General features: G+C 56.9%; 24 protein-coding genes and 1 tRNA gene. 19 read left to right on the forward strand and 6 right to left on the reverse strand.

What is annotated here, in order from left to right:
- Positions 1-9: 9 nt before the first annotated feature.
- Both mltD and gloB read right to left on the reverse strand, forming a co-directional pair.
- Positions 10-1,374 (reverse strand): murein transglycosylase D, encoded by a 1,365-nt coding sequence (gene mltD / locus ELK40_RS04875; protein ID WP_115874287.1) that lies wholly within the window; start codon positions 1,372-1,374, stop codon positions 10-12.
- A 68-nt stretch (positions 1,375-1,442) separates the two neighbouring features.
- Positions 1,443-2,201: a hydroxyacylglutathione hydrolase gene (gene gloB, locus ELK40_RS04880; RefSeq protein WP_127729674.1), complete on the reverse strand. Its 759-nt coding sequence runs from the start codon at positions 2,199-2,201 to the stop codon at positions 1,443-1,445.
- Between the two features lie 32 nt (positions 2,202-2,233).
- Between gloB and ELK40_RS04885 the strand changes: the two genes are divergently transcribed.
- Positions 2,234-2,950, forward strand: coding sequence for a class I SAM-dependent methyltransferase (locus tag ELK40_RS04885; protein WP_127729676.1), 717 nt, complete (start codon positions 2,234-2,236; stop codon positions 2,948-2,950).
- On the opposite strand, the gene rnhA is transcribed toward ELK40_RS04885, so the two are convergent.
- The gene (gene rnhA / locus ELK40_RS04890) at positions 2,951-3,451 is read right to left on the reverse strand and encodes a ribonuclease HI (RefSeq protein WP_223540539.1); all 501 of its coding nucleotides are present in this window, start codon (positions 3,449-3,451) and stop codon (positions 2,951-2,953) included.
- 31 nt (positions 3,452-3,482) lie between these two features.
- Here rnhA and dnaQ point away from each other — a divergent pair, with 31 nt between their 5' ends.
- From dnaQ to ELK40_RS04935, 9 genes are all read left to right on the forward strand, one after another.
- Positions 3,483-4,214 carry a DNA polymerase III subunit epsilon gene (gene dnaQ / locus ELK40_RS04895; RefSeq protein WP_048029949.1) on the forward strand — a complete coding sequence of 244 codons (732 nt, stop codon included), beginning with the start codon at positions 3,483-3,485 and terminating at the stop codon, positions 4,212-4,214.
- A 132-nt stretch (positions 4,215-4,346) separates the two neighbouring features.
- Positions 4,347-4,423 (forward strand) — tRNA-Asp (locus ELK40_RS04900).
- Between the two features lie 379 nt (positions 4,424-4,802).
- Positions 4,803-5,522, forward strand: a complete 720-nt coding sequence (locus ELK40_RS04905; RefSeq protein ID WP_023334601.1) for an FCD domain-containing protein — start codon at positions 4,803-4,805, stop codon at positions 5,520-5,522.
- On the forward strand, positions 5,519-6,532 hold the full coding sequence (locus ELK40_RS04910; protein WP_127729678.1) for an ABC transporter ATP-binding protein: 1,014 nt from the start codon (positions 5,519-5,521) through the stop codon (positions 6,530-6,532). Before ELK40_RS04905 ends, ELK40_RS04910 begins: the two co-directional genes overlap by 4 nt.
- Positions 6,529-7,611, forward strand: a complete 1,083-nt coding sequence (locus ELK40_RS04915) for an oligopeptide/dipeptide ABC transporter ATP-binding protein (RefSeq protein ID WP_127729680.1) — start codon at positions 6,529-6,531, stop codon at positions 7,609-7,611. The genes ELK40_RS04910 and ELK40_RS04915 overlap by 4 nt, the downstream gene beginning before the upstream one ends.
- 2 nt (positions 7,612-7,613) lie before the next feature.
- Positions 7,614-9,128 (forward strand): ABC transporter substrate-binding protein, encoded by a 1,515-nt coding sequence (locus tag ELK40_RS04920; RefSeq protein ID WP_181899740.1) that lies wholly within the window; start codon positions 7,614-7,616, stop codon positions 9,126-9,128.
- An 18-nt stretch (positions 9,129-9,146) separates the two neighbouring features.
- Positions 9,147-10,088 (forward strand): ABC transporter permease, encoded by a 942-nt coding sequence (locus ELK40_RS04925; RefSeq protein ID WP_047174664.1) that lies wholly within the window; start codon positions 9,147-9,149, stop codon positions 10,086-10,088.
- A gap of 2 nt (positions 10,089-10,090) precedes the next feature.
- Complete coding sequence (locus ELK40_RS04930; protein ID WP_111965866.1) at positions 10,091-10,966, forward strand: ABC transporter permease; 876 nt, start codon at positions 10,091-10,093, stop codon at positions 10,964-10,966.
- Between the two features lie 9 nt (positions 10,967-10,975).
- Positions 10,976-12,577, forward strand: coding sequence for a gamma-glutamyltransferase family protein (locus ELK40_RS04935; RefSeq protein ID WP_127732733.1), 1,602 nt, complete (start codon positions 10,976-10,978; stop codon positions 12,575-12,577).
- A 51-nt stretch (positions 12,578-12,628) separates the two neighbouring features.
- Here the strand turns inward: ELK40_RS04935 and ELK40_RS04940 are convergent, their stop codons facing one another.
- Complete coding sequence (locus ELK40_RS04940; protein WP_023343415.1) at positions 12,629-13,399, reverse strand: amidohydrolase; 771 nt, start codon at positions 13,397-13,399, stop codon at positions 12,629-12,631.
- 108 nt (positions 13,400-13,507) lie between these two features.
- Positions 13,508-15,952 (reverse strand): acyl-CoA dehydrogenase FadE, encoded by a 2,445-nt coding sequence (gene fadE, locus ELK40_RS04945; protein ID WP_115874293.1) that lies wholly within the window; start codon positions 15,950-15,952, stop codon positions 13,508-13,510.
- Between the two features lie 239 nt (positions 15,953-16,191).
- Here fadE and lpcA point away from each other — a divergent pair, with 239 nt between their 5' ends.
- Together lpcA and ELK40_RS04955 are read left to right on the forward strand one after the other, a co-directional pair.
- The gene (gene lpcA / locus ELK40_RS04950) at positions 16,192-16,770 is read left to right on the forward strand and encodes a D-sedoheptulose 7-phosphate isomerase (protein ID WP_010427884.1); all 579 of its coding nucleotides are present in this window, start codon (positions 16,192-16,194) and stop codon (positions 16,768-16,770) included.
- Positions 16,771-16,816: 46 nt separating this feature from the next.
- Positions 16,817-17,584: a class II glutamine amidotransferase gene (locus ELK40_RS04955; protein WP_008500262.1), complete on the forward strand. Its 768-nt coding sequence runs from the start codon at positions 16,817-16,819 to the stop codon at positions 17,582-17,584.
- Here the strand turns inward: ELK40_RS04955 and dpaA are convergent.
- Positions 17,555-18,295 (reverse strand): peptidoglycan meso-diaminopimelic acid protein amidase, encoded by a 741-nt coding sequence (gene dpaA, locus ELK40_RS04960; protein WP_023310497.1) that lies wholly within the window; start codon positions 18,293-18,295, stop codon positions 17,555-17,557. The two genes, ELK40_RS04955 and dpaA, sit on opposite strands and share 30 nt — an antisense overlap.
- Before the next feature lie 298 nt (positions 18,296-18,593).
- Between dpaA and ELK40_RS04965 the strand changes: the two genes are divergently transcribed.
- From ELK40_RS04965 to nqrM, 7 genes are read left to right on the forward strand one after another with little or no spacing between them, the layout of a single operon-like run.
- Positions 18,594-19,937, forward strand: coding sequence for a Na(+)-translocating NADH-quinone reductase subunit A (locus tag ELK40_RS04965; protein WP_127729682.1), 1,344 nt, complete (start codon positions 18,594-18,596; stop codon positions 19,935-19,937).
- Positions 19,938-19,940: 3 nt separating this feature from the next.
- Entirely contained in the window at positions 19,941-21,176 is a 1,236-nt protein-coding gene (locus ELK40_RS04970) for an NADH:ubiquinone reductase (Na(+)-transporting) subunit B (protein ID WP_127729684.1), read from the forward strand.
- A complete protein-coding gene (locus ELK40_RS04975; protein ID WP_115874296.1) occupies positions 21,169-21,963 on the forward strand; it encodes a Na(+)-translocating NADH-quinone reductase subunit C in 795 nt (264 codons plus the stop codon). Before ELK40_RS04970 ends, ELK40_RS04975 begins: the two co-directional genes overlap by 8 nt.
- The gene (locus ELK40_RS04980; protein WP_115874297.1) at positions 21,956-22,594 is read left to right on the forward strand and encodes an NADH:ubiquinone reductase (Na(+)-transporting) subunit D; all 639 of its coding nucleotides are present in this window, start codon (positions 21,956-21,958) and stop codon (positions 22,592-22,594) included. Before ELK40_RS04975 ends, ELK40_RS04980 begins: the two co-directional genes overlap by 8 nt.
- 6 nt (positions 22,595-22,600) lie before the next feature.
- Positions 22,601-23,197 (forward strand): NADH:ubiquinone reductase (Na(+)-transporting) subunit E, encoded by a 597-nt coding sequence (gene nqrE, locus ELK40_RS04985; protein ID WP_023334613.1) that lies wholly within the window; start codon positions 22,601-22,603, stop codon positions 23,195-23,197.
- Between the two features lie 10 nt (positions 23,198-23,207).
- The gene (gene nqrF / locus ELK40_RS04990; protein ID WP_127729686.1) at positions 23,208-24,431 is read left to right on the forward strand and encodes an NADH:ubiquinone reductase (Na(+)-transporting) subunit F; all 1,224 of its coding nucleotides are present in this window, start codon (positions 23,208-23,210) and stop codon (positions 24,429-24,431) included.
- Entirely contained in the window at positions 24,431-24,634 is a 204-nt protein-coding gene (nqrM, locus tag ELK40_RS04995; protein WP_023615899.1) for a (Na+)-NQR maturation NqrM, read from the forward strand. Before nqrF ends, nqrM begins: the two co-directional genes overlap by 1 nt.
- Positions 24,635-24,741 lie beyond the last annotated feature (107 nt).

Consider the following 24,741-nt stretch of genomic DNA (forward strand, 5'->3'; position numbering starts at 1 on the left):
ATCGTGCTATCAGGAGTCTGGCGTAGCACTGTTCTTCACAAACAGCGTCAGCTGGTCGCCAGGTTTCAGATTGTCAGTATCATTGTTCCAGCGCATCACATCCTTGATGTTTACGCCGTGTCGTTTTGCGATACTGGACAGTGAATCGCCCTTGCGCACGCGATAGGTAATGCTATCGCTGTTGCTGGCGAGACGCTGTGCGCTGCTACCTGCACCTACCGTCAGAGTCTGACCCACTTTCAGGCCGGAGCTACGCAGATTATTCCACTGCTGCAGATCTTTCGCATTCACGCCAAGACGTGACGCAATGCCCGAAAGCGTATCACCTGAACGAACCTTATAGCTGCGGCTGTTGACTGATGATGCATCCGCGATCAGCGTTGACTGAACGGCGGCGATTTCACCAGAAGCTAAAGACTCACGTAACTGGTCAGCATGTTTCTGCGGAACCATTACATACTGCGGGCCACTTGCCCCCAGGGTTGAGCCTTTAACGCCAGCATTAAAGGTTTTCAATTTACTTACCGACATACCCGTCATATCAGCAACCTGTTGAATATCAACTGGATTGCTGAGGCGAACACGCGCCAGTGCACGACTTTCGTCTGGTGTTGGCAGTTGTACACCGTAACGCTTGCTGTTCTTGAGAATATCGCTCAAAGCCAGCATTTTCGGTACGTAAATCTTTGTTTCCTGTGGCAGTGAGAGCGACCAAAAATCGGTGGATTTACCCCGTGCTTTATTCGCTTTCATTGCCTTCAGTACACGACCTTCGCCACTATTATACGCTGCGACCGTTAACAGCCAGTCGCCGTCAAACATCTTGTTCAGACGTTGCATCATGTCGAGAGCGGCTGTCGTTGAAGCGACAACATCGCGACGCGCATCATAGTTGCGGGTCTGTTTCAGACCATAGTTTCGCCCTGTGCTCGGAATGATCTGCCAAATGCCTGCGGCATTGGCGCCAGACGTCGCGTGTGGGTCAAAAGCGCTCTCCACTATGGGTAGGAGTACCAGCTCCATAGGCATGTTACGTTTCTTAACTTGCCCGGCTATCCAGTACATATACGGCTCTGCCCGTAACGTTACATCGTGGAGATAGCTCTTATTTCTTAAATACTTCTGTTTCTGTTCGCGAATCCGGGTATTTTCCGGAATTCCCATCTTTAGCTCGTCGCCAATAGAGGTCCACAAGTCTTGATCCTGCGCGAAAGATGTTCCATCGTCCATCCAGCGCGCCGAACTTGCAAACTTCCCTGCTTCCCCTTGACCAGCTGCAGAAAGGCTCTGTGCGTGCTGTTGTACGTTGCTGCCATTCTGTGACTGGCAACCTACAAGCAGGACAGAGGCGAGTAATATCGCTTTTGCCTTCATGTGTGTGTCAATAGTTGCTTAAAAGACGAGCGATGATAACGGCGAAATTTTGAAAAGGCAACCCGCAATTATCTGAAGTTATCTTTCTTTGACCTTAACCATGCAAATCGCTGTTCTGGTTGTTGCAAATTTGTTTCTTGGTTAATTTTATTAATTAAATCAGTATCATCTGTTCGTAAAAATAAATTAATTTGGCGCTCGTTTTTCAGAATTACGGGGAGTGTTTTTTGGTTTTTTGCACGTAACTCCTTCACTTTGTGATAATAATCCTGAATCGCCCGATCCTCAGGCAACAGGCTGACGGCAAACTTCATATTTCCTAATGTATACTCATGAGCGCAACAAATAACGGTGTCATCGGGCAATGAGTTAATCTTCTGTAAAGACTGGTACATTTGCGCTGGCGTACCTTCAAACAATCTTCCGCAGCCTCCGGAGAACAAGGTATCGCCGCAAAAAAGATAAGGCTTACTGTAGAAACACAGATGTCCCAAAGTGTGACCCGGTGTAGCAAATACGGAAAACTCCCACTCACGTATGAGGATATTTTCGCCTTCTTCGACTACATGCGTGATTCCCTTATCTTGTGCTTCTGCCGGTCCGTAAACCGCAAGATGCGGAAAATGAGCGTGCAGTTCAGGCACGCCGCCAGTGTGATCGTTATGATGATGCGTCAACAGAATGGCTTCTGGCTGCCAGTCGTTCTCTTTTATTGCGCGCAGAACAGGGGCCGATTCTCCGGGATCGACAATGACGCATCGACGATCGTCGTCAACCAAAACCCAGATGTAATTGTCCTGAAACGCTGGAATACTGATAAGATTCATACATTACCTCTTATAGCGTGGCGGGTGTTTTGATGAAACCGGCAAGGATACCTCAGACTGTCGCAGCACCGGAACGTTGGGCGGAATTGCCCTGGGGTGAATATTATCGCGAAGCGTTAGAACAACAGCTGAAGCCCTGGCTCGCGAAAATGTATGGCTTTCACCTGCTTAAGATTGGCAATCTCAGCGCGGAAATCAATACCGAAAGCTGCGCTATCTCGCATCAGGTCAACGTCTCTCTCGGCGGATCGCCGGTTCAGGTAAAAGCAGATCCGTTGCATCTGCCGTTTGCGGAAAAATCCGTTGATGCGTGTTTACTCGCTCACACGCTGCCCTGGTGCAGCGATCCGCATCGTCTGCTTCGTGAAGCCGATCGCGTGCTTATTGATGACGGCTGGCTGGTACTTAGCGGATTCAATCCGTTAAGCCTGATGGGGCTGCGTAAGCTGGTGCCGGTGCTACGCAGGAATCCACCTTACAACAGCCGGATGTTCACCATGATGCGCCAGCTCGACTGGCTTTCACTGCTGAACTTTGAAGTGCTCTGCTACGGTGGTTTTCAGGTGCTGCCCTGGGCGCGTCAGGGTGGCGTGGTGCTGAGCACCCATTTCCCCGCCCTGGGCTGTTTGCAGTTTATCGTCGCGCGTAAGCGAACCATTCCCCTTACCCTTAACCCCATGAAGCAGAGCAAATCGAAAACGCCAATCCGCCAGACCGTTGGCGCCACGCGGCAATACAAAAAGCCGTGATCAGGATTCGGGCTGATAGCCCGCGTCCTCATGCGCAGGGTTAGCGGCCGCCGCACGCGCCAGCTCGTCACAACGTTCGTTTTCCGGATGGCCGGCGTGCCCTTTAACCCACTCCCATTTAATCTGGTGCTGACCCAGCGCAGCATCAAGACGTTTCCAGAGATCGACGTTCTTGACCGGTTTCTTATCGGCGGTTTTCCAGCCGCGTTTTTTCCAGTTATGGATCCACTGGGTGATCCCCTGACGCACGTACTGACTGTCGGTACTTAACACCACGTCACAATGTTCTTTTAATGCCTCCAGCGCCACGATGGCCGCCATCAACTCCATCCGGTTGTTGGTGGTCAGAAAATAGCCTTCACTAAAGGTTTTTTCGTGCTGGCGATAGCGCATAATCGCGCCGTAGCCGCCGGGCCCTGGGTTACCGAGACAAGAGCCATCGGTGAAAATTTCTACCTGTTTACGCATCTCTGGTAGACTTCCTGTATTCGAAACGTTCAGTTAAACGATAAGTCTGACATAAATGACCGCTATGAGCACTGCAATTACTCGCCAGATCGTCCTCGATACCGAAACCACCGGTATGAACCAGATCGGCGCGCACTACGAAGGGCATAAGATCATCGAGATCGGCGCCGTTGAAGTGGTGAACCGTCGTCTAACGGGGAACAACTTCCACGTTTACCTCAAGCCCGATCGGCTGGTGGACCCCGAAGCGTTCGGCGTTCACGGGATTGCCGATGAGTTCTTGCTGGATAAGCCGACGTTTGCGGATGTGGCTGACGAGTTCCTGGAATACATCAAGGGCGCTGAGCTTGTCATCCATAACGCCTCGTTCGATATCGGCTTTATGGACTATGAATTCAGCAAGCTTAATCGTGATATCCCGAAGACGAACACCTTCTGTAAGGTGACGGACAGTCTGGCGCTGGCAAGGAAGATGTTCCCCGGCAAGCGTAACAGCCTGGATGCACTCTGCTCGCGCTACGAGATAGACAATACCAAGCGAACGCTCCACGGGGCGTTGCTCGATGCCCAGATCCTGGCCGATGTCTATCTGACGATGACCGGCGGGCAGACGTCAATGAAGTTCAGTATGGAAAATGAGTCGCAGCAGACCCAGGGTGAAGCGGGCATTCAGCGTGTTGTTCGTCAGGCCAGTCGGCTACGGGTTGTTTTAGCCAGTGATGAAGAGCTGCTTAACCACGAATCCCGTCTTGATCTGGTGCAGAAGAAGGGCGGCAGCTGTCTGTGGCGTGCCTGAAAAAGCGCCGGAATGCCTGTAAAATCATCGGTTGGGCGATTTTTGCAGCAAACGATTCAAAACGCGAGAAAAAGCGTTGACGAGATCGGAGGCGCACCGTAATATGCGCCTCGTTCCCCAAACGGGAACAGTGGAGCGGTAGTTCAGTCGGTTAGAATACCTGCCTGTCACGCAGGGGGTCGCGGGTTCGAGTCCCGTCCGTTCCGCCACTATTCAGAAGGCCTGAATCAGAAATGATTCAGGCCTTCGTCGTTTCAGCATTCTGTAATCTCATCCTCTCTCTTATCGTTAACAAAAAGTTAATGTCTATAGTGCAATTAATTAACAATTGCACAGGTGTAGTGCGTTATTTGCACTGTTATTGTGCATTTTGCCACCGCGCCTCTCTTCAGACCTCATTCAGAATGTGTCTTTCTGTAAAAATAATTCACGCAGAATCATTTGGTTATCTCCCGCTTGCCAAAAAAATACCGAACCAATTACGTATTGGTTTGGTTATTGCTTAATCATTAGCACGATAAGCTTCATTCCATATCAATAACTTATCGTTAATAAAAATAAAGCAATGATGAAAGCGAGCGAACCAATATGGAAAAACCGTCACGGTTTCTGGCCAATTCCAGCACCGCGCTTGAGCAGTTGCGCGGGCTAATCAACCAGCATGAGTCAACACCAGGCATACCGCTGCCCACGGAACGTGAGCTGTCGGACACACTCGGCGTAGGACGACGTGAAGTGCGTCGTGCGCTCGACGTGCTGGAAGAAGAGGGGCGCATCTGGCGTAAGCAGGGCAAAGGGACCTTTATTGGCCCGGCGGCACCCGTTGAACCGCTGGCCCTTCAGGGATTGGTTCAGCAGACCAACCTTCTGGAAGTGATGGAAGCTCGTCTACAGCTCGAACCCGGCTTAGCCCGGCTTGCGGCACTGCGTGCCACCAGGGAAAACCTCGCGCTCATGCAGCGCATGCTGGAACGCATCGACAAGGTCAGCCCGGACGACCGCGATCTCAACGAACTCTGGGACAGCGCTTTTCACCGGGCGATTGCCGAGGCTGCGGGCAACCGCCTGATGCTCGGCCTGTTTGATGCCATTGATGCCGTCAGACGTGAACCGGGCTGGCAGCATCTGCGTGAATTAGCCCGCACGCCCGAACGTGTCGACAGCTATAACGACCACCACCATAAGATCATGTCTGCGATTATCCATCGCCAGCCTAATGAAGCCGCGGCCGCCATGCGCGAACACCTGCTCAGCCTGCAAACCGCCCTGATTCAGGCGATCCACCTCGAGGACGACTTCACGCCATGACGACAATCCCCTTTAAGGACGCCACGCCCGTATTGCAAGTAAAAAACCTCAACGTTACGTTCGCGGGCTCGCCGGTAAGCGTGCTTGACGGTATCTCGTTGACCGTCAGGGCGGGCGAAACGCTGGCGCTGGTGGGAGAATCCGGCTGTGGGAAAAGTATCACCTCCCTGGCGCTGATGGGGTTACTGCCCGCCAGCGCACGGATCGTCAGCGGGGAGATGCAGTTTCGTCGCCACGATCTGCGCAAGCTCTCGCCGCGGGAATATGCCGACCTGCGCGGTAGCGAGCTGGCGATGATTTTCCAGGAGCCGATGACCTCGCTCAATCCGGCATTTACGCTGGGGGATCAGCTGAGCGAAGCGGTTATGCGACACCAGAACGTCTCGCGCGCAGAGGCGATGAAGGTCGCGCTGCAGATCCTCGATAAAGTGCAGATCCCGGCGGCAGAGATGCGCCTCAAGGCTTATCCTCACCAGCTTTCCGGCGGCATGCGCCAGCGGGTGATGATTGCAATGGCGCTGATTAACCACCCCAAACTGCTGATTGCCGACGAACCGACCACTGCGCTCGACGTCACCATCCAGGCGCAAATCCTCGCCTTGCTCAACACCTTAAAAGAGGAAACCGGCACGGCGGTACTGATGATCACCCACGATTTGGGCGTGGTGGCAGAAGTCGCCCAGCAGGTAGCGGTGATGTATGCCGGACAGGTAGTGGAGCAGGGGAGCGTGGAGGCGATATTTGCCGATCCGCAGCATCCGTACACCATCGGCCTGATGGGCTCGATTCCCTCCCTTGGCGCACGCAAGGGCCAGCTCTCCACCATTCCCGGCGCGGTCCCGCTCCCGGAATCCATGCCGCAAGGCTGCCGTTTTGCGACGCGCTGTCCGTTTGCGCAGTCGCGCTGCCATGATGAAAAACCGCAGCTCACCACGCTCGGCGCGGGCCATCGGGTCGCCTGCTTCCGCGTGCCGCTCGAACATCACATTGCCCTGGGAGAGACCGCATGACCACGCCCATACTTGAAGCCCGTGACCTCAGCAAGCTTTTCCCAGGCCCCAAAAAGCTCTTTACTCCGGCACGGTTTGTCACGGCGGTCGATCGCGTGTCGCTTGCCGTCATGCCGGGCGAAACGCTGGCGATTGTCGGCGAGTCCGGCTCCGGAAAATCCACGCTTGGCCGTCTGCTGCTGCGCCTGCTGGCCGCCAGCGAAGGGCGCGTATTTTATCAGGGGGAAGAGATCACCCACGCCTCGGGCGCGCGCCTCAATCAGCTCCGCCGCGAGCTGCAGATCATCTTTCAGGATCCCTTCGCGTCCCTGAACCCACGCATGACGGTGGAGCAGATCGTCGGCGAGCCGCTGTGGCTGCACCAGAACATGAAGAAAGCGGACCGCCAGTACCGCGTTGCCGAGCTGCTTAAAACCGTGGGCTTGCCTGCCGCCTGGGCCGGGCGCTATCCGCACGAGTTTTCCGGCGGACAACGCCAGCGTATCGGCATTGCGCGCGCGCTGGCCTCGGGACCGAAGCTGCTGCTGGGGGATGAGCCGGTTTCCGCGCTGGACGTCTCCGTCCAGGCGCAGGTGGTTAACCTGCTGGAGAGCCTGAAGAACCAGCTGGGGCTGACGATGGTGATTGTCGCCCACGGTCTGGCGGTGATCCGCCACATGAGCGATCGCGTGGCGGTCATGTATCTCGGGCAAATCGTCGAGCTCGCCACCGTTGACGAGATTTTTGACGCGCCGCTGCATCCCTATACTCAGGCGCTGATCGCCTCGGCGCCGCAGATGCAGCCGGGCACTGAACGCGACGCACCGCTGCTGCAGGGGGATCTGCCCAACCCGGCCAGCCCGCCGTCCGGCTGTCGTTTCCACACCCGCTGCCCGTACGTCACCGACGAATGCCGCCAGGTTGAGCCGATCAATCAGGTGCTCGACGGTGGACGTCAGGTTGCCTGCCATCGCTGGCAGGAGATCAACCGCGATCGCAGCGTTATTCAGATCGCACCGCCATCCGCCGCTTTTCTGCGCCGCCGCGCGCTGTTTGAACACGCGGCCACTCACTCCTCCCTTCCTTCAAGGAACTCATGATAATGACAATCCGTAATTCTCTTTTGACCGTACTGGGAAGCGTTATGTTGCTTGGCGCGGCGCTGCCCGCTCATTCTGAAAGCGTGCTGCGAATCGGCCTGGGAGCAGACCCGGACATGCTCGACCCGCATCTGGCGCGTACCTACTATGGCCGCTTCGTCTTCGCCTCCCTGTGCGACAGGCTGGTGGACGTGGATGAAAACCTGAAGGTCGTCCCCGGTCTGGCCAAAGACTGGGCGTGGAGTGACGACGGTAAAACCCTGACGCTCATTCTGCGCGAAGGCGTCACCTTCCACGACGGTGAGAAATTCGATGCTGCCGCGGCAAAATACAACCTCGACCGCGCCCTGACCTTAAAAGGCTCTCTGCGTAAAAGCGAGATCTCCTCCGTTGAATCGGTAGAAGTCACCGGCCCGATGCAGATTGCGCTGCACCTGAAAACGCCTGATGCCGCGCTGCTGATGCAGCTCACCGACCGCGCGGGCGCGATGATGGCCCCTGAGGCGGCGAAAAAGCCTGACTTTGCCGCCCATCCCGTCTGTTCTGGCCCGTATAAATTCGACAGCCGCGTGTCCCAGGACCGCATCGTTTTGAGCCGCTTCGACAACTACTGGAACAAAGACGCCTACCACTTCGACAAAATTATCTATCTGCCGATCCCTGATGCCTCCGTGCGTCTGGCGAACCTGCGCGCGGGGGATCTCGACCTGACCGAAGGCATCGCCGCCAGCGACGTGAAAACCGTCGAAGCCGACAGCAAGCTGGCGCTGGCGAAGGTAACTGGCCTGGGCTATCAGGGCATTACCTTCAACATCAACAACGGCAAGGTGCCGGCTAACGACCCGTTCAAAGATGCCCGCGTGCGCGAGGCCTTCTCGCAGGCTATCGACCGCGATGCGTTAAACCAGGTGGTCTTTGAAGGACTGTATACGCCAGCCAACCAGGCGTTTTCACCGGTGAGTCCGTATCACGTCAACCTGCCGGTCCCGCCGCGTGACGTCGACAAGGCCAAAGCGCTGCTGAAAGCGGCAGGCATTACCGCGCCGCTAAACGTCAACCTGCTGGTGCCGAACAACCCAACCTCACAGCAGGTGGGGCAGGTGCTGCAGGCGATGGTCGCCGAGGCGGGCTTTAACCTGAACCTGCAGATGACCGAATTCGCCACGCTGCTCGACCGCCAGCAGAGCGGGGATTATCAACTGAGCTTCTCCGGCTGGTCGGGGCGCCCGGACCCGGACGGCAGCATCTACGGCTTTATCAACAGCAAAGGCACGCTTAACGATGGCCGCTACAGCAACGCGCAGGTCGATGAGTGGCTGATCCAGGCGCGCCAGAGCACCGACCAGGCCGCGCGCCAGCCGCTGTACGACAAGGTGGTGAAGCAGCTGCAAACGGATATGCCGATTGCCTACCTCTACTTCGAGCCGCGCATTTTTGGCCTGAACAAAAGCGTGCAGGGCTTTAAGCCATACCCGGACGGCATCGTGCGTCTGGCGGGTTTGACGCTGGCGAAATAAACGTCCTGAGGAGAACCCATGCTGGAACTGATTTGCAAACGTCTGCTGCTGGCTATTCCGACGCTACTGCTGGTGAGCATGATGGTATTCGGGCTGCAAAAGCTGCTGCCCGGTGATCCGCTGATTGCCATGGCCGGCGAGGAGCGCGATCCGGCGGTCATCGCCCAGCTGCGTGCGGAGCTGAATCTCGATGCGCCGATCCCCGTGCAGTATTTCCACTGGCTGACGCGGGCGCTGCAGGGCGATCTGGGCGTCTCCTTACGTACGCATGAACCGGTGACGCAGCTGATCGCCAGCAAGCTGCCGGTCACGCTGGAGCTGTCGCTGCTGGCGATGATTATCGCGCTGGTGTTTGGCATCAGCATGGGGATCCTCGCGGCGGTGAACAAAAACAGCTGGGTCGATCACGGGGCGAACTTCGTGGCGATCTCGGGGATCTCGATCCCGCACTTCTGGCTGGGGATCCTGCTGATTCTGGTCTTTTCGGTAAACCTGCAGTGGCTCCCCGCGTCCGGCTATGTGCCGTTCAGTGAAGATCCGCTCCAGAACCTGCGCACGCTGCTGCTCCCCGCATCCGTGCTCGGAACGGGTCTCGCGGCAACGCTGATGCGCCACACCCGCGCCTCGATGATTGCCGTGCTGAAGGCGGACTATATCCGCACCGCGCGGGCGAAAGGGCTACTACCGAAAGCGGTGATCCTGAAGCACGCCTTTCGCAACGCGCTGGTGCCGGTAATCACCCTCACCACGCTGCTGTTCGGCGAGCTGCTGGGCGGTGCGGTGCTGACCGAGCAGGTTTTCACCATTCCGGGCTTTGGCAAGATGATCGTCGACTCGGTGTTCAACCGTGACTACGCGGTGGTGCAGGGCGTAGTGCTGATTGTGGCAATCGGCTTCCTGCTGCTCAACCTGCTGGCGGACGTGCTCTACGTCCTTATCAATCCGAAAATGCGAGGGTAACCATGGCGGAACTGACGACGCAAACCGTTGTGCCTGCGCTGCCGCGGGCGCAAAACCGGGTGCTGAAGAAATTCCTCGGCAATAAAAGCGCGGTGATCGGTGCGGTGGTGGTGGGTTTCTTTGTGCTGGTGGCGCTGCTGGCGCCGTGGATCGCCCCTTTCGATCCGGTTAAAGCTAACTTCCTGGCGGTGCGCAAAGCGCCGTCGGCGATGTACTGGTTCGGCACCGACGAACTGGGGCGCGACATTCTATCCCGCATTATCTGGGGGGCGCGCACCTCGCTGATGGCGGGCTGTATGTCGGTCGTTATCGCGGTGGTTATCGGCGTGCCGCTGGGGCTGGTGGCGGGCTACTTCCAGAAGATGTGGGACGGCGTGATCTCGCGGTTTATCGAGGCGCTGCTGGCGTGTCCGTTCCTGATCATGGCGATCGCGCTGGGAGCGTTTTTGGGCCCGAGCCTGACGAACGCCATGATCGCCATCGGTCTTTCGGCGATGCCGATCTTCGCCCGCCTGACGCGCGGTCAGGTGATCGCTATTCGCAACGAAGAGTATATCGACGGCGCGCGGGCGATTGGCCTGCCGGATCGCTGGATCATCATCAAATACGTCCTGCCCAACGTGATGTCGCCGATCCTGGTGCAGGCCACGCTGGCGATTGCCTCAGCGATTATCGCCGAAGCCAGCCTGTCGTTTTTAGGGCTGGGGCAGCAGCCGCCCAATCCGTCCTGGGGCTCAATGCTCAACACCGCGAAAGGGTTTCTTGAGCAGGCGCCGTGGATGTCTGTTTTCCCCGGCGTGGCGATTTTCCTTGCCGTGCAGGGCTTTAATTTACTTGGCGACGGGCTGCGCGATGCGCTCGATCCGCGCCACGACTAAGGAGTCATGATGACCAAAGCGCTTGATTTTACGTCCGGTTACGCTTCACGACGCCCGCCAATGATGGGCCATAATGCTGTTGCCACGTCGCAACCCCTGGCGGCGCAGGCGGGGATGAAAATGCTGCAGCTGGGCGGCAACGCCGTTGATGCGGCCATTGCCACCGCGATGGCGCTGACGGTGGTAGAGCCGACCGGTAACGGGATCGGCAGCGACGCCTTTGCCATCGTCTGGGACGGTGAAAAGCTGCACGGCCTGAACGCCTCCGGTCGTTCGCCTGCGAGCTGGCATGCGGATCTGTTTGCCGGTAAAACCGCGGTGCCGGAAATCGGCTGGGACGCGGTGACCGTGCCGGGGGCGGTATCCGGCTGGGTCGCGCTGGCGGAACGCTTCGGCACGCTGCCGCTGACCACGCTGGCGCAGCCCGCCATTGACTACGCGCGCAACGGTTTCCCGGTCTCCCCGCTGATTGGGCATCTCTGGCAGCGCGGCTATAGCAAGCTGAAAGATCAGCCGGGCTTCAGCGCCTGCTTCGCGCCGGAAGGCCGCGCCCCGCGCGTGGGGGAAATCTTCCGTAACCCGGCGCAGGCGAACTCGCTGGAGCTGATCGCCCGCACCAACGGCGAAGCCTTTTACCGCGGCGAGCTGGCGCAGAAAATTGCTGCCTTCGCCAAAGAGCATGGCGCGCACCTGACGGCCGAGGATCTGGCGAGCCATCGCGTGGACTGGGTAGAGCTGCTGTCGCGCGACTTCGCGGGCGGTTCGGTGCAGGAGCTGCCGCCAAACGGCCAGGGGATCGCCACGCTGATTGCGCTCGGCATTCTTGAGCAGTGCGGCATTGAGAAGCATCATCCGGATTCCGTGCAGTCCCTGCACCTGTCCATTGAGGCGATGAAGCTGGCGCTGGCGGATCTCGACCGCTACGTGGCGGATGAAGATCATATGGCGTTCGCGGCGAAAGAGCTGCTGAGCGACCATTATCTGAAGTCACGCGCGGCGCTTATCGATCATGACAAGGCGTCCGATTTTGTCTACGGTTCCCCGACCCAGAGCGGCACGGTCTACATCAGCAGCGCGGACGCCAGCGGAATGATGGTCTCGTTTATTCAGTCCAACTATATGGGCTTTGGATCAGGCATCGTGGTGCCTGACACCGGCATCAGCCTGCAAAACCGGGGCTGTGGTTTTTCGCTTGATCCCAGTCATCCGAACGCGCTGGCGGGCAGCAAGCGCCCGTTCCACACCATCATTCCGGGCTTTGCGATGGACGGCAACGGCCAGCCGCTGATGACCTTCGGCGTGATGGGCGGCCCGATGCAGGCGCAGGGGCACATGCAGATGGCGCTGCGCATTATGCTGCACGGGCAAAACCCGCAGGCGGCAATCGACGCCCCGCGCTGGCGCGTGGTGCAGGGCAGGGAGGTGATCGTTGAATCGACGTTCGATCGCAACACGATTTCCGCCCTGCGCGAGCGCGGACATCAGATTGTGGTGGAAGATCCGCTTCAGGATTACAACTTCGGTGGCGCGCAGGTAATTTACCGCCTGCCGGAAGGACACTACGTGGCCGCGACGGAAAGCCGCAAGGACGGGCAGGCGCTGGTGAGTTAATATTTTATCCTCCCTCTCCCTTTGGGAGATGGGCGGGGTGAGGGGATAATTTCACTCAATGCTAAACGGATCCGCATCCTGCCACGCCGGGAACTTCTCCCGGTACTCCTTCAGCGCCGTCAACGACAGTTCGGCATCAATGCGCGTTGCCTGGTGCGGCTCGGCGGTGGCGATGATCTCGCCCTGCGGATTCACCACCCGGCTGTCGCCGCGATAGTGATGCCCGTTACCGTCCGTCCCCACGCGGTTGCAGCCCACCACGTACGCCTGGTTCTCTATCGCGCGCGCCACCAGCAGCGACTGCCAGTGCAGGGAGCGCGGTGCAGGCCAGTTGGCAACATACAGCGCCAGGTCGTAATCGTTGCGGTTACGCGACCACACCGGGAAACGCAGGTCGTAGCAGACCAGCGGCAAAATACGCCAGCCGCGCCATTCAAACACCACGCGCTCGTTACCGGCTTCATAGTGATGATGCTCATCCGCCATGCGGAACAGGTGGCGTTTATCGTAGAAATGCACTTTCCCTTCCGGCTCCACCAGCAGGAAGCGGTTCACCGGCCCGCGTTCGGTCTGCAGAGCGGCGCTTCCGGCAATCAGCGCGTTGGTCTGCTGCGCTTTGGCGTGCATCCAGGCGACCACCTCATCCTGAGGCATTGACTGTTTTGCCGCTTCCATGGCGAAGCCGGTGGTGAACATTTCCGGCAGGACAATCACATCACGCCCGGTAATGTCTTCCAGTTGACGATCAAAGTGGCGCAGGTTGGCGGGGCCATCCATCCACACTAAAGGTTGCTGCAAAATAGAAATCTTCAGACCAGGCACAATTCAGACTCCTCAAACGACCACTTTTTGACACTGTAGCACGACATAACGAGAAAATGTGGCAATAAAAAACCCCGCGCGAGGCGGGGTTTGTATAAGCGAAACGCGTTATGCCGCTTCAGGTTTGCGGTGCTTCTCCGGCAGCTTTACCGGCTGCGTCGCCAGCTCGTCCGGTTCGAAATCATCCACGTTAATGCTGCGCAGACGGCTCTCTTCGGCTTTCACCAGCAGAGCGGCTTCATCTTTATTGATAATACCGCCTGCGAGCGCCTGTTTTGCCAGTTCGTCCAGACGGGTAAACGGCAGGTTTTTGCCCAGCTGTTTACAGATCTTCTGATGAATCGGGTCGGCTGCCATCACGTCCAGCAGCGCCTCTTCCAGCAGACCCACCGGGTTATGCTGCGTCGGTGCCAGATACTGACCGCGACCGATGCGGGAGCGGGTTGCGCTCGGAACCTGCAGGATCTTCGCCACCTTGTGGTCCAGCTTGTCGGACGGCGCCAGATGGTGACGACCGGTCGGGAAGATCACCGCGCGCAGGGCACCCGCCACGAAGCGGTTCGGGAAGTTTGCCAGCAGATCGTCAATCGCCTGTTCAGCCTGATACATCGCATCCTGAACGCCCCAGTGTACCAGCGGCAGATCCGCTTCCTGACGGCCTTCATCGTCGTAGCGTTTCAGGACCGCAGAGGCCAGGAAGATCTGGCTCAACACATCGCCCAGACGGGCAGAGATACGCTCGCGACGCTTCAGGCTGCCGCCCAGCACCGCCATGGAGACGTCAGACAGCAGGGCCAGGTTGGCGCTCAGACGGTTCAGATGCTGGTAATAACGTTTGGTTGCATCGCCGGTCGGCGTGGCGCTGGTAAGACCGCGCGTCAGGCCCAGCCAGAAGCTACGTACCTTGTTGCTGCCCACGTGACCGATATGTTTGAACAGCAGCTTATCGAAGGCATCCACGTCGTTGTTCTGCGCAGCGGCCATCTCTTCCAGCACGTACGGATGGCAGCGAATTGCGCCCTGACCGAAGATCATCATGCTGCGGGTCAGGATGTTTGCCCCTTCCACGGTGATGGCAATCGGTGCGCCCTGATAGCCGCGCGCCAGGAAGTTGCCTTCGCCGAGCATAATGCCTTTACCGCCCGCGATATCCATCGCGTCAATAATTGACTGCTGCGCGCGGTGGGTACAGTGGTACTTCACAATGGCCGACAGTACGGCTGGTTTTTCGCCCAGCATAATGCCGTAGGTAATCAGCGTGGCGGCAGCGTCCATCACGTAGGCGTTGCCCGCGATACGCGCCAGCGGCTCTTCGATACCTTCCATCTTTCCGATGGAGATTTTGAACTGACGACGGATGTGCGCGTAGGCACCAATCCCCATCGCCACAGACTTCAGACCGCCGGTTGAGTTCGACGGCAGTGTAATGCCGCGGCCCACAGACAGACATTCCACCAGCATACGCCAGCCCTGACCGGCCATTTTCGGACCACCGATGATGTAGTCAATCGGTACAAAGATATCCTGGCCGCGGGTCGGACCGTTCTGGAACGGTACGTTCAGCGGGAAGTGACGACGACCAATTTCAACGCCTGGGGTAGAGGTTGGGATCAGCGCACAGGTAATGCCCAGATCTTCTTCGCCGCCCAGCAGTCTTTCCGGATCAGAGAGCTTAAAGGCCAGACCCAGCACGGTGGCGATAGGCGCCAGGGTGATATAACGCTTGTTCCAGGTCAGGCGCATGCCCAGTACCTGCTCGCCCTGCCACTCGCCCATGCAGACCACGCCGGTATCCGGGATCGCGCCCGCATCGGAGCCCGCTTCCGGGCTGGTCAGCGCGAAGCAAGGGATTTCCTGACCGCGTGCCAGACGCGGCAGGTAGTGATCTTTCTGCTCTTCAGTACCGTAATGCTGCAGCAGTTCGCCCGGGCCTAAGGAGTTAGGCACGCCAACGGTAATCGCCAGGATCCCGGAGACGCCCGCCAGCTTTTGCAGGACGCGAGCCTGAGCGTAGGCGGAGAACTCCAGGCCGCCGTACTCTTTCTTAATGATCATCGCGAAGAAGCGATGCTCTTTCAGGTACGCCCACAGTTCCGGCGGCAGGTCGGCCATTTCATGGGTGATGGCAAAGTCGTTTGCCATGCGGCACGCTTCTTCAACCGGGCCGTCAATAAAGGCCTGTTCTTCAGCGGTCAGGCGCGGCTGCGGATAGTTATGCAGCTTTTTCCAGTCCGGGTTGCCCTGGAACAGATCGCCTTCCCACCAGGTAGTGCCTGCGTCAATCGCTTCTTTCTCGGTACGCGACATTGGCGGCATCACTTTGCGAAAGCCCTTGAACACCGGCGCAGAGATCATTGATTTACGCATCGGGGCAAAGTTAAACGGCAGAAGAATGATGGCAAGAGGGACTAAAAGCCAGATATTCCAGAGGCCTGCGACGCCAAGCGCAGCCGTCCAGGCCAGAAGAATCAGGCTGCTCAGGAATAAACTCACGCGGTGATAGAACAACACACCGAGCAGAACAACGGTTGCGAGAATGCTCAAAATCATCATAAAGAAAAGCTCCCTTGCTTGTAGGAGGTCTGACCACTTGTGATGATATGGTTGTAGTTGATGTGAATTCCTTTAGCAATGTGTTTACAAAATAATTACAACCTGGTTCACATTGTTCGTGTTTTAGCCGGCACAAAAAATCAAAACGCCGGACGATTCGCATGGCTTTAGCTTCTCGCTTTTCCCGCTATCCGGTACACTCCACTGTGTTATTTCATCAATACTGAAGGATTATCCTCATGTACCAGGATCTTATTCGTAACGAACTGAACGAAGCGGCGGAAACGCTGGCTAACTTTCTGAAAGATGATGCCAATATTCACGCTATTCAGCGCGCAGCGGTCCTGCTGGCCGACAGCTTCAAAGCGGGTGGCAAAGTGCTCTCCTGCGGTAACGGCGGCTCTCACTGTGACGCGATGCACTTCGCAGAAGAGCTGACCGGACGCTATCGCGAAAACCGTCCTGGCTACCCGGCGATTGCGATTTCCGACGTCAGCCACATCTCCTGCGTAGGCAACGACTTCGGTTACGACCACATCTTCTCCCGCTACGTTGAAGCGGTAGGCCGTGAAGGCGACGTGCTGCTGGGGATCTCTACCTCCGGCAACTCCGGCAACGTGATCAAAGCGATCGCCGCCGCGCGTGAAAAAGGGATGAAAGTCATCACCCTGACCGGTAAAGATGGCGGTAAGATGGACGGTACGGCGGATGTCGAAATTCGCGTTCCGCACTTCGGTTATGCTGACCGTATTCAGGAAATTCACATCAAAGTGATCCACATCCTGATCCAGCTGATCGAAAAAGAGATGGTTAAGTAAGACTTCGCTGGGGGCACTCTTGCCCCCGCTGTTGTGGAGGTGTTGTATGTGCGAACTGCTCGGGATGAGCGCCAATGTGCCAACCGATATCTGCTTTAGCTTCACCGGGCTGGTTCAGCGCGGTGGAGGAACCGGGCCGCATAAAGACGGCTGGGGCATCACCTTCTACGAAGGCAAAGGATGTCGCACGTTCAAAGATCCACAGCCCAGCTTTAACTCACCGATTGCCAAACTGGTGCAGGACTATCCCATAAAGTCCCGCTCGGTGATCGCCCACATCCGTCAGGCTAACCGTGGCGAAGTGGCGCTGGAAAATACCCATCCGTTTACACGCGAGCTGTGGGGCCGTAACTGGACCTATGCGCACAACGGGCAACTCACGGGCTATAAATCGCTGGAGACGGGCAATTTCCGCCCGGTCGGCGAGACGGATAGCGAAAAAGCCTTCTGCTGGCTGCTGCACAAGCTGACGGAGCGCTATCCCCGCACGCCCGGCAACATGGCCGCCGTGTTCAAATACATCGCGACGCTGGCAACTGAACTGCGCGAAAAAGGCGTGTTCAACATGCTGCTCTCTGACGGGCGCTATGTGATGGCGTTCTGCTCGACTAATCTGTTCTGGATCACCCGCCGTGCGCCGTTTGGCGTTGCGACGCTTCTCGATCAGGATGTGGAGATAGATTTTCAGAAGGAGACCACACCGAACGATGTGGTCACTGTTATCGCAACGCAGCCGCTGACGGGCAACGAAACCTGGCAAAAGATTATGCCAGGCGAGTGGGTGCTATTTTGTCTCGGGGACCGTGTAATTTGACGCCAGCTGTGGATGGACGACTTCGTGGCTCAGCGGTTTGCTGACCACGTAACGGCCATCTACGATAGAGACCACCGGCGGCTTGTGGGTCTGCTCAAAATAGTCGTACCCTGGCTTCAGCTGTTTCCAGAAATCCGCGTAGTAAGAATATTTGTGACGCGCCATGTTGGCGTCCGTCATGCGGAACGGATAGATGCTGACCTGAACGTTAGGCTGCCCAAAGACCAGCGCGCCCGTCACGAACTGGAAAATCTCATCAATGCCGGAGTCGGTCATCGCATAACAGCCGATAGACACGCAGGCACCGTGGATCATCAGATATTTACCTTCATAACCGTGTGCACGGTCATAGGCATTCGGGAAGCCGATGTTAATGGCTTTATAGAAGCGGCTGTCAGGCTTGAGCTGGCTGCGCTGAACGTTGTAGAACCCTTCCGGACTTTTGAAATCGCCCTGACGCTGTTTTGGCCCCAGTCCGCCGGAGTAGTTACAAATTTTGTAACTATCAAGCAGCTGATATGTCTCGCCCATTTTCACAAACAGATCGAGAGTGCGCTCTTCCTTGAAGATCTGAATATAAACCGGCGATCCCATTAACTGCTGTTTATATTCCTTGCTGACCGGCGTCGTTGAGCTATTACTGCTGAGCAGTCCGGCAAACGACATGCACGGCATCAGAAGCATCGCAATGAACAATGCGATTTTACGCATACTACTAGTTCCTTGATAAAACCATGACCAACTTGCCAGGACGGCAAAAGAGACCCGAAATCAGATTATTCTGTTAGGAGCGCTCACATTAGCACCGCTATAGATTTTCGCAAGAGCCGGGCGGTGAGTTTACAAATTAGTTTTACTTAATAAACCATCAAAATTGCGATGGTTCCAAAAACTTTGCGCATTAGCTCGCAATTTGGCGCGCGCAATGGCGGATACCCTGCCCGCGGAAAGGGGAAAATGTTACACTTTGCGCCCACTGGATTGTTGTTCATGGAAACCTGCTAACCACATGTTTAAAATAAAAAAAGGACTTGATCTGCCGATTGCAGGCGTGCCCGCGCAGCACGTTTCGACAGGCGCAAGCGTCCGTCATGTCGCCATTTTGGGCGACGACTATCTGGGAATGCGCCCTTCAATGCTGGTACAGGAGGGCGATCGCGTGATCAAAGGACAGGCGCTCTTCGAGGGCAAAAAAAATCCCGGCGTGATGTTCACGGCCCCCGCGAGCGGCACCGTTGTGGCCATCAACCGTGGCGAACGGCGCGTTCTGCAGTCGGTGGTCATCCGCATTGAAGGCGATGAAAAGCGTGAGTTTGCCCATTATGACGCCGCAGAACTCGCTGCGCTGAACCGTGACGCCGTTCAGGCTCAGCTTCTGACGTCCGGTTTATGGACCGCGCTTCGTACGCGTCCCTTCAGCAAATCCCCTGTTCCGGGCACGGAACCGGCCGCGATTTTCGTCACGGCAATCGACACCAACCCGCTCAGCGTGGATCCGCAGCCGGTTATTCTGGCGCAGCGCAAAGCCTTTGATGACGGACTGACCGTTTTAACCCGCCTGACTTCGGGGAAAGTCCACGTTTGCCAGGCCGGCGGCGGCAAGCTTGGGGGGCATCCGCAAGGGCAGGTCACGTTTAATGAGTTTGCTGGCCCGCATCCGGCGGGGCTGGTCGGGACGCACATCCATTTCCTTGAGCCAGTAAGCCTGACGAAACAGGTCTGGCACCTTAATTATCAGGACGTCATCGCCATCGGTAAGCTTTTCACCGCTGGTGAACTCTGCGCTGAACGGATAATCGCCATCGGTGGACCGCAGGCTGCAAACCCGCGCCTGGTGAAGACGTTGCTGGGGGCAGACATCAATGAACTGCTGGTGGGGGAAATGAAAGAGGGTGAAAACCGCCTGATTTCCGGTTCGGTCCTCAGTGGCCGCCATGCTGTCAATGCGCACGCGTATCTGGGACGTTTCCATCTGCAGGTCAGCATTGTGCAGGAAGGGCGCGAAAAAGAGCTGTTCGGCTGGGTGCTGCCCGGTGCGGAAAAATACTCCGTCACCCGGACTACGCTGGGCCACTTCCTGCGTAATAAGCTGTTTAGCTTCTCGACCAGCACGCACAGCGGCGAGCGCGCCATGGTCCCGATTGGCAACTACGAGCGCGTCATGCCGCTGGATATTCTGCCTACCATGCTGCTGCGCGATCTGCTCGCTGGGGATACCGATAGCGCGCAGGCGCTGGGCTGTCTGGAACTGGACGAAGAAGATCTGGCGCTCTGTACTTATGTCTGTCCGGGCAAACACGAATATGGACCGGTATTGCGCGAGGTGTTAACCCGCATTGAGCAGGAAGGATAACCGATGGGCTTAAAACACCTCTTTGAAAAAATTGAGCCGCACTTTACCGAAGGGAAGCTCAAAAAGTACTACCCGTTGTATGAAGCCACGACGACTATTTTCTACACGCCGGGGCTGGTGACGAAAGGGGCGGCGCACGTTCGCGATGCCATCGACCTTAAGCGCATGATGATTCTGGTATGGTTTGCGGTCTTCCCGGCGATGTTCTGGGGCATGTACAACGTTGGCTTGCAGACCATTCCGGCGCTGCACCACATGTACGATGCGCAGCAGCTGGCGCAGGTGATCCAGTCTGACTGGCACTACCGCCTGGCCCAGTCGTTAGGGGTGAACTTCGCGCCAGACGCGGGCTGGATGAGCATGATGACGCTGGGCGCGGTGTTCTTCCTGCCGATTTACATCACGGTATTTATCGTGGGTGGCTTCTGGGAAGTGCTGTTCGCCATCATCCGTAAACATGAGATCAACGAAGGCTTCTTCGTGACCTCGATTCTGTTTGCCCTGATTGTCCCGCCAACCTTACCGCTCTGGCAGGCGGCGCTGGGCATCAGTTTCGGCGTGGTGATTGCCAAAGAGATCTTCGGCGGCACCGGGCGGAACTTCCTCAACCCGGCGCTGGCGGGACGTGCGTTCCTCTTCTTTGCCTATCCGGCGCAAATCTCAGGCGATCTGGTCTGGACGGCGGCAGACGGCTTTTCCGGCGCGACGCCGCTTTCACAGTGGGCCGCACACGGCGGCGAAACGCTGGTGAACAACGCTACGGGTCAGCCCGTGACCTGGTTTGATGCCTTTATTGGCAACATTCCGGGCTCCATCGGAGAAGTCTCTACGCTGATGATTTTGCTCGGCGGCGCGATCATTCTTTTTGGCCGCGTGGCCTCCTGGCGAATTGTTGCGGGCGTGATGATCGGCATGGTGCTGACCGCCACCCTGTTCAACGTTATCGGTTCGACCACCAATCCGATGTTCTCCATGCCGTGGTACTGGCATCTGGTGCTGGGTGGCTTCGCGTTCGGCATGATGTTCATGGCAACCGACCCGGTCTCGGCCTCCTTCACTGACAAAGGTAAATGGAGCTATGGCGTGCTCATTGGCGCAATGTGTGTCCTGATCCGCGTGGTCAACCCGGCGTACCCGGAGGGGATGATGCTGGCCATTCTGTTTGCCAATCTGTTTGCGCCACTCTTCGATTACCTGGTGGTGCGGGCCAACATCAAGCGGAGGAAGGCGCGTGGCTGAAGTAAAAAATAACGACAGCATCAGCAAAACGCTGCTGGTGGTACTGGTGCTCTGCCTGGTCTGCTCCATTGTCGTAGCCGGCTCTGCCGTGGGGTTAAAACCCCTGCAGCAGGAGCAACGTGCGCTGGATAAACAGCGCAACATTCTGGCCGTCGCCGGGCTGATGCAGGAAGGAATGAGCGCAGACGACGTTTCTGCCGTCTTTGCTGAACGTATTTCGGCACGTCTGGTGGATTTAAAAACGGGTGAACTGCTCGATAAAGACCCGGCAAAATTCAACCAGGCGCTGGCGCTTAAAGATCCGCAGATGAGCCTGACGCTGGAGGCATCCCAAGATCCCGCGGGGATTAAGCGTCGCAGCAACCTTGCCGAAGTTTATCTGGTTCGCGATCCCCAAAAACGCATTCAGGAAGTGGTACTGCCTATTTACGGTAATGGTCTGTGGTCAATGATGTATGCCTTTGTCGCTCTTGATACCGATGGCCGCACGGTCAAAGGCATTACGTATTACGACCAGGGCGAAACCCCGGGGCTGGGTGGTGAAGTTGAGAACCCTAACTGGCGGGCACAGTTTGTCGGCAAGAAAGTGCTCGACGATAACGGCCTGCCTGCGCTGAAGGTGATGAAAGGGGCGGCTCGTTCCGGTGATGACTACGCCGTTGACGGGCTTTCCGGCGCCACGCTCACATCAAAAGGCGTGCAGCACAGTTTTGATTTCTGGATGGGCGAGCTGGGCTTTGGTCCTTTCCTGAAAAACGTACGTGAAGGAGCGCTGAACAATGGCTGATACCGGTGAACTGAAAGAAGTCAAAAAAGTACTCATTGGCCCACTGCTCGCCAATAACCCGATCACGCTGCAGGTGCTGGGCGTCTGTTCAGCCCTGGCGGTGACGACCAAACTGGAAACGGCGGTAGTGATGACGCTGGCGGTTACGCTGGTCACGGCGTTCTCCAGCATGTTTATCTCGATGATCCGCCACCACATCCCCAACAGCGTGAGGATCATCATCCAGATGGCGATCATCGCCTCGCTGGTGATCGTGGTCGATCAGCTGCTGCGCGCCTTTGCCTATGAAACCTCCAAACAGCTCTCGGTGTTTGTCGGGCTGATTATCACTAACTGTATCGTCATGGGGCGTGCGGAAGCCTACGCCATGAAAATGCCGCCGCTGGCGAGCTTTATGGACGGCATCGGCAACGGCCTCGGCTACGGCGTGATCCTGCTTACGGTTGGGTTTCTGCGCGAGCTGATTGGCAGCGGCAAGCTGTTTGGCATCACGGTGCTGGACACGGTGCAGAACGGCGGCTGGTATCTGCCAAACGGCCTGTTCCTGCTGGCCCCTAGCGCATTTTTCATTATCGGTTTGTTGATCTGGCTGATTCGTACGTTGAGACCAGAACAGCAGGAAAAGGAGTAACCGACGATGGCTCATTACCTGAGTTTATTTGTGCGGGCGGTGTTTGTTGAAAACATGGCGCTCGCGTTTTTCCTGGGCATGTGTACGTTCCTTGCCGTGTCTAAAAAGGTCTCCACGGCATTTGGGCTGGGCGTGGCGGTCACCGTTGTGTTGGGGCTTTCGGTTCCGATTAACAATCTGGTCTACAACTTTGTGCTGCGTGACGGCGCACTGGTGGAGGGGGTTGATCTCAGCTTCCTGAATTTCATCACCTTTATCGGGGTGATCGCGGCGCTGGTGCAAATCCTCGAGATGATCCTCGATAAGTACTTCCCGTCGCTGTACAACGCGCTGGGGATCTTCCTCCCGCTGATCGCGGTGAACTGCGCCATCTTTGGTGGCGTCTCGTTTATGGTTCAGCGTGATTACAACTTCAGTGAATCCGTGGTGTACGGTTTTGGTTCCGGCATCGGCTGGATGCTGGCGATTGTCACCATGGCGGGGATCCGCGAGAAAATGAAATATGCCAACGTGCCTGCGGGTCTGCGTGGCTTAGGGATCACCTTTATCACCACCGGGCTGATGGCGCTGGGCTTTATGTCCTTCTCCGGTGTGCAGCTATAAGGGCTAACAGATGGAAATTATTCTTGGCGTGGTGATGTTCACGCTGATCGTACTGGTGCTGTCAGGGTTAATTCTGGCGGCGCGCGCGAAGCTGGTGAATTCCGGTGACGTGGTGATTGATATTAACGACGACCCGCAGAGTCAGATCCGCACGCCAGCGGGTGACAAACTGCTCAACACGCTCTCCGGTAACGGTATTTTTGTCTCCTCAGCCTGCGGCGGCGGCGGCTCCTGCGGGCAGTGCCGCGTGACGGTAAAAGAGGGCGGTGGCGATATTCTGCCCACCGAGCTGGCGCATATCACTAAGCGTGATGCAAAAGAGGGCTGCCGTCTGGCCTGTCAGGTCGCAGTGCGTCAGAACATGAAGATTGAACTGCCGGAAGAGATTTTCGGCGTCAAAAAATGGGAATGTGAAGTTATTTCTAATGATAACAAAGCCACCTTTATCAAAGAGCTGAAGCTGCGGGTACCGGAAGGGGAAGATGTCCCGTTCCGCGCCGGCGGATACATTCAGATTGAGTGTCCTGAGCATACCGTGGCATATGCGGACTTCGACGTTCCGCAGGCGTACCGCGCCGACTGGGACAAATTCAATCTCTTCCGTTTTGTATCCGAGGTAAAAGAGCCGACGCTGCGCGCCTACTCGATGGCCAACTACCCGGAGGAGAAGGGCATTATCATGCTCAACGTGCGTATCGCCACGCCGCCACCGAATGTGCCGGATGCGCCGCCGGGTGTGATGTCGTCATACATCTGGTCCCTGAAGCCGGGCGATAAGGTGACCATCTCCGGTCCGTTCGGGGAGTTCTTCGCGAAAGATACCGACGCGGAGATGGTCTTTATCGGCGGCGGTGCCGGTATGGCCCCGATGCGCTCGCACATTTTTGACCAGCTCAAGCGGCTCGGCAGCAAGCGTAAAATCAGCTTCTGGTACGGGGCGCGCTCGCTGCGCGAAATGTTCTACGACGACGAGTTTGAACAGCTGGCGCGTGAAAACCCGAACTTTACCTTCCACGTGGCGCTTTCCGATCCGCAGCCGGAAGATAACTGGACGGGCTATACGGGGTTCATTCACAACGTGCTGTATGAAAACTACCTCAAACAGCACCCGGCGCCCGAGGACTGCGAGTTCTATATGTGTGGTCCGCCGATGATGAACGCCGCCGTGATTAAGATGCTGAAAGATCTCGGCGTCGAAGATGAGAACATCATGCTTGATGACTTTGGAGGCTGATGATGCTGACGTTTCTGGCAACCTTTGTGGTTTTTGTGCTTGTCATCTTCGGCATGTCGTTAGGCTGGATCGTTAAGCGGAAAAGCATTCAGGGCAGCTGCGGCGGTATTTCCTCCATTGGTATGGAGAAGGTCTGCGACTGCCCGGAACCGTGCGATGCGCGGAAGAAAAGGATGGCGCGCGAGCAGCAGCGCATTATCTAGTCTTGTCTGTCGGGTATGGCAAAGCCGTCACCCGACAATTTCCACGCACGCTTCTCAACCCTCATTTGTTTACTGTATACTTATCCAGTGATAAGTGAGGGCATACT

It is taken from the genome of Enterobacter sp. N18-03635 (genome assembly GCF_004006055.1).
Lineage (GTDB): Bacteria > Pseudomonadota > Gammaproteobacteria > Enterobacterales > Enterobacteriaceae > Enterobacter > Enterobacter vonholyi.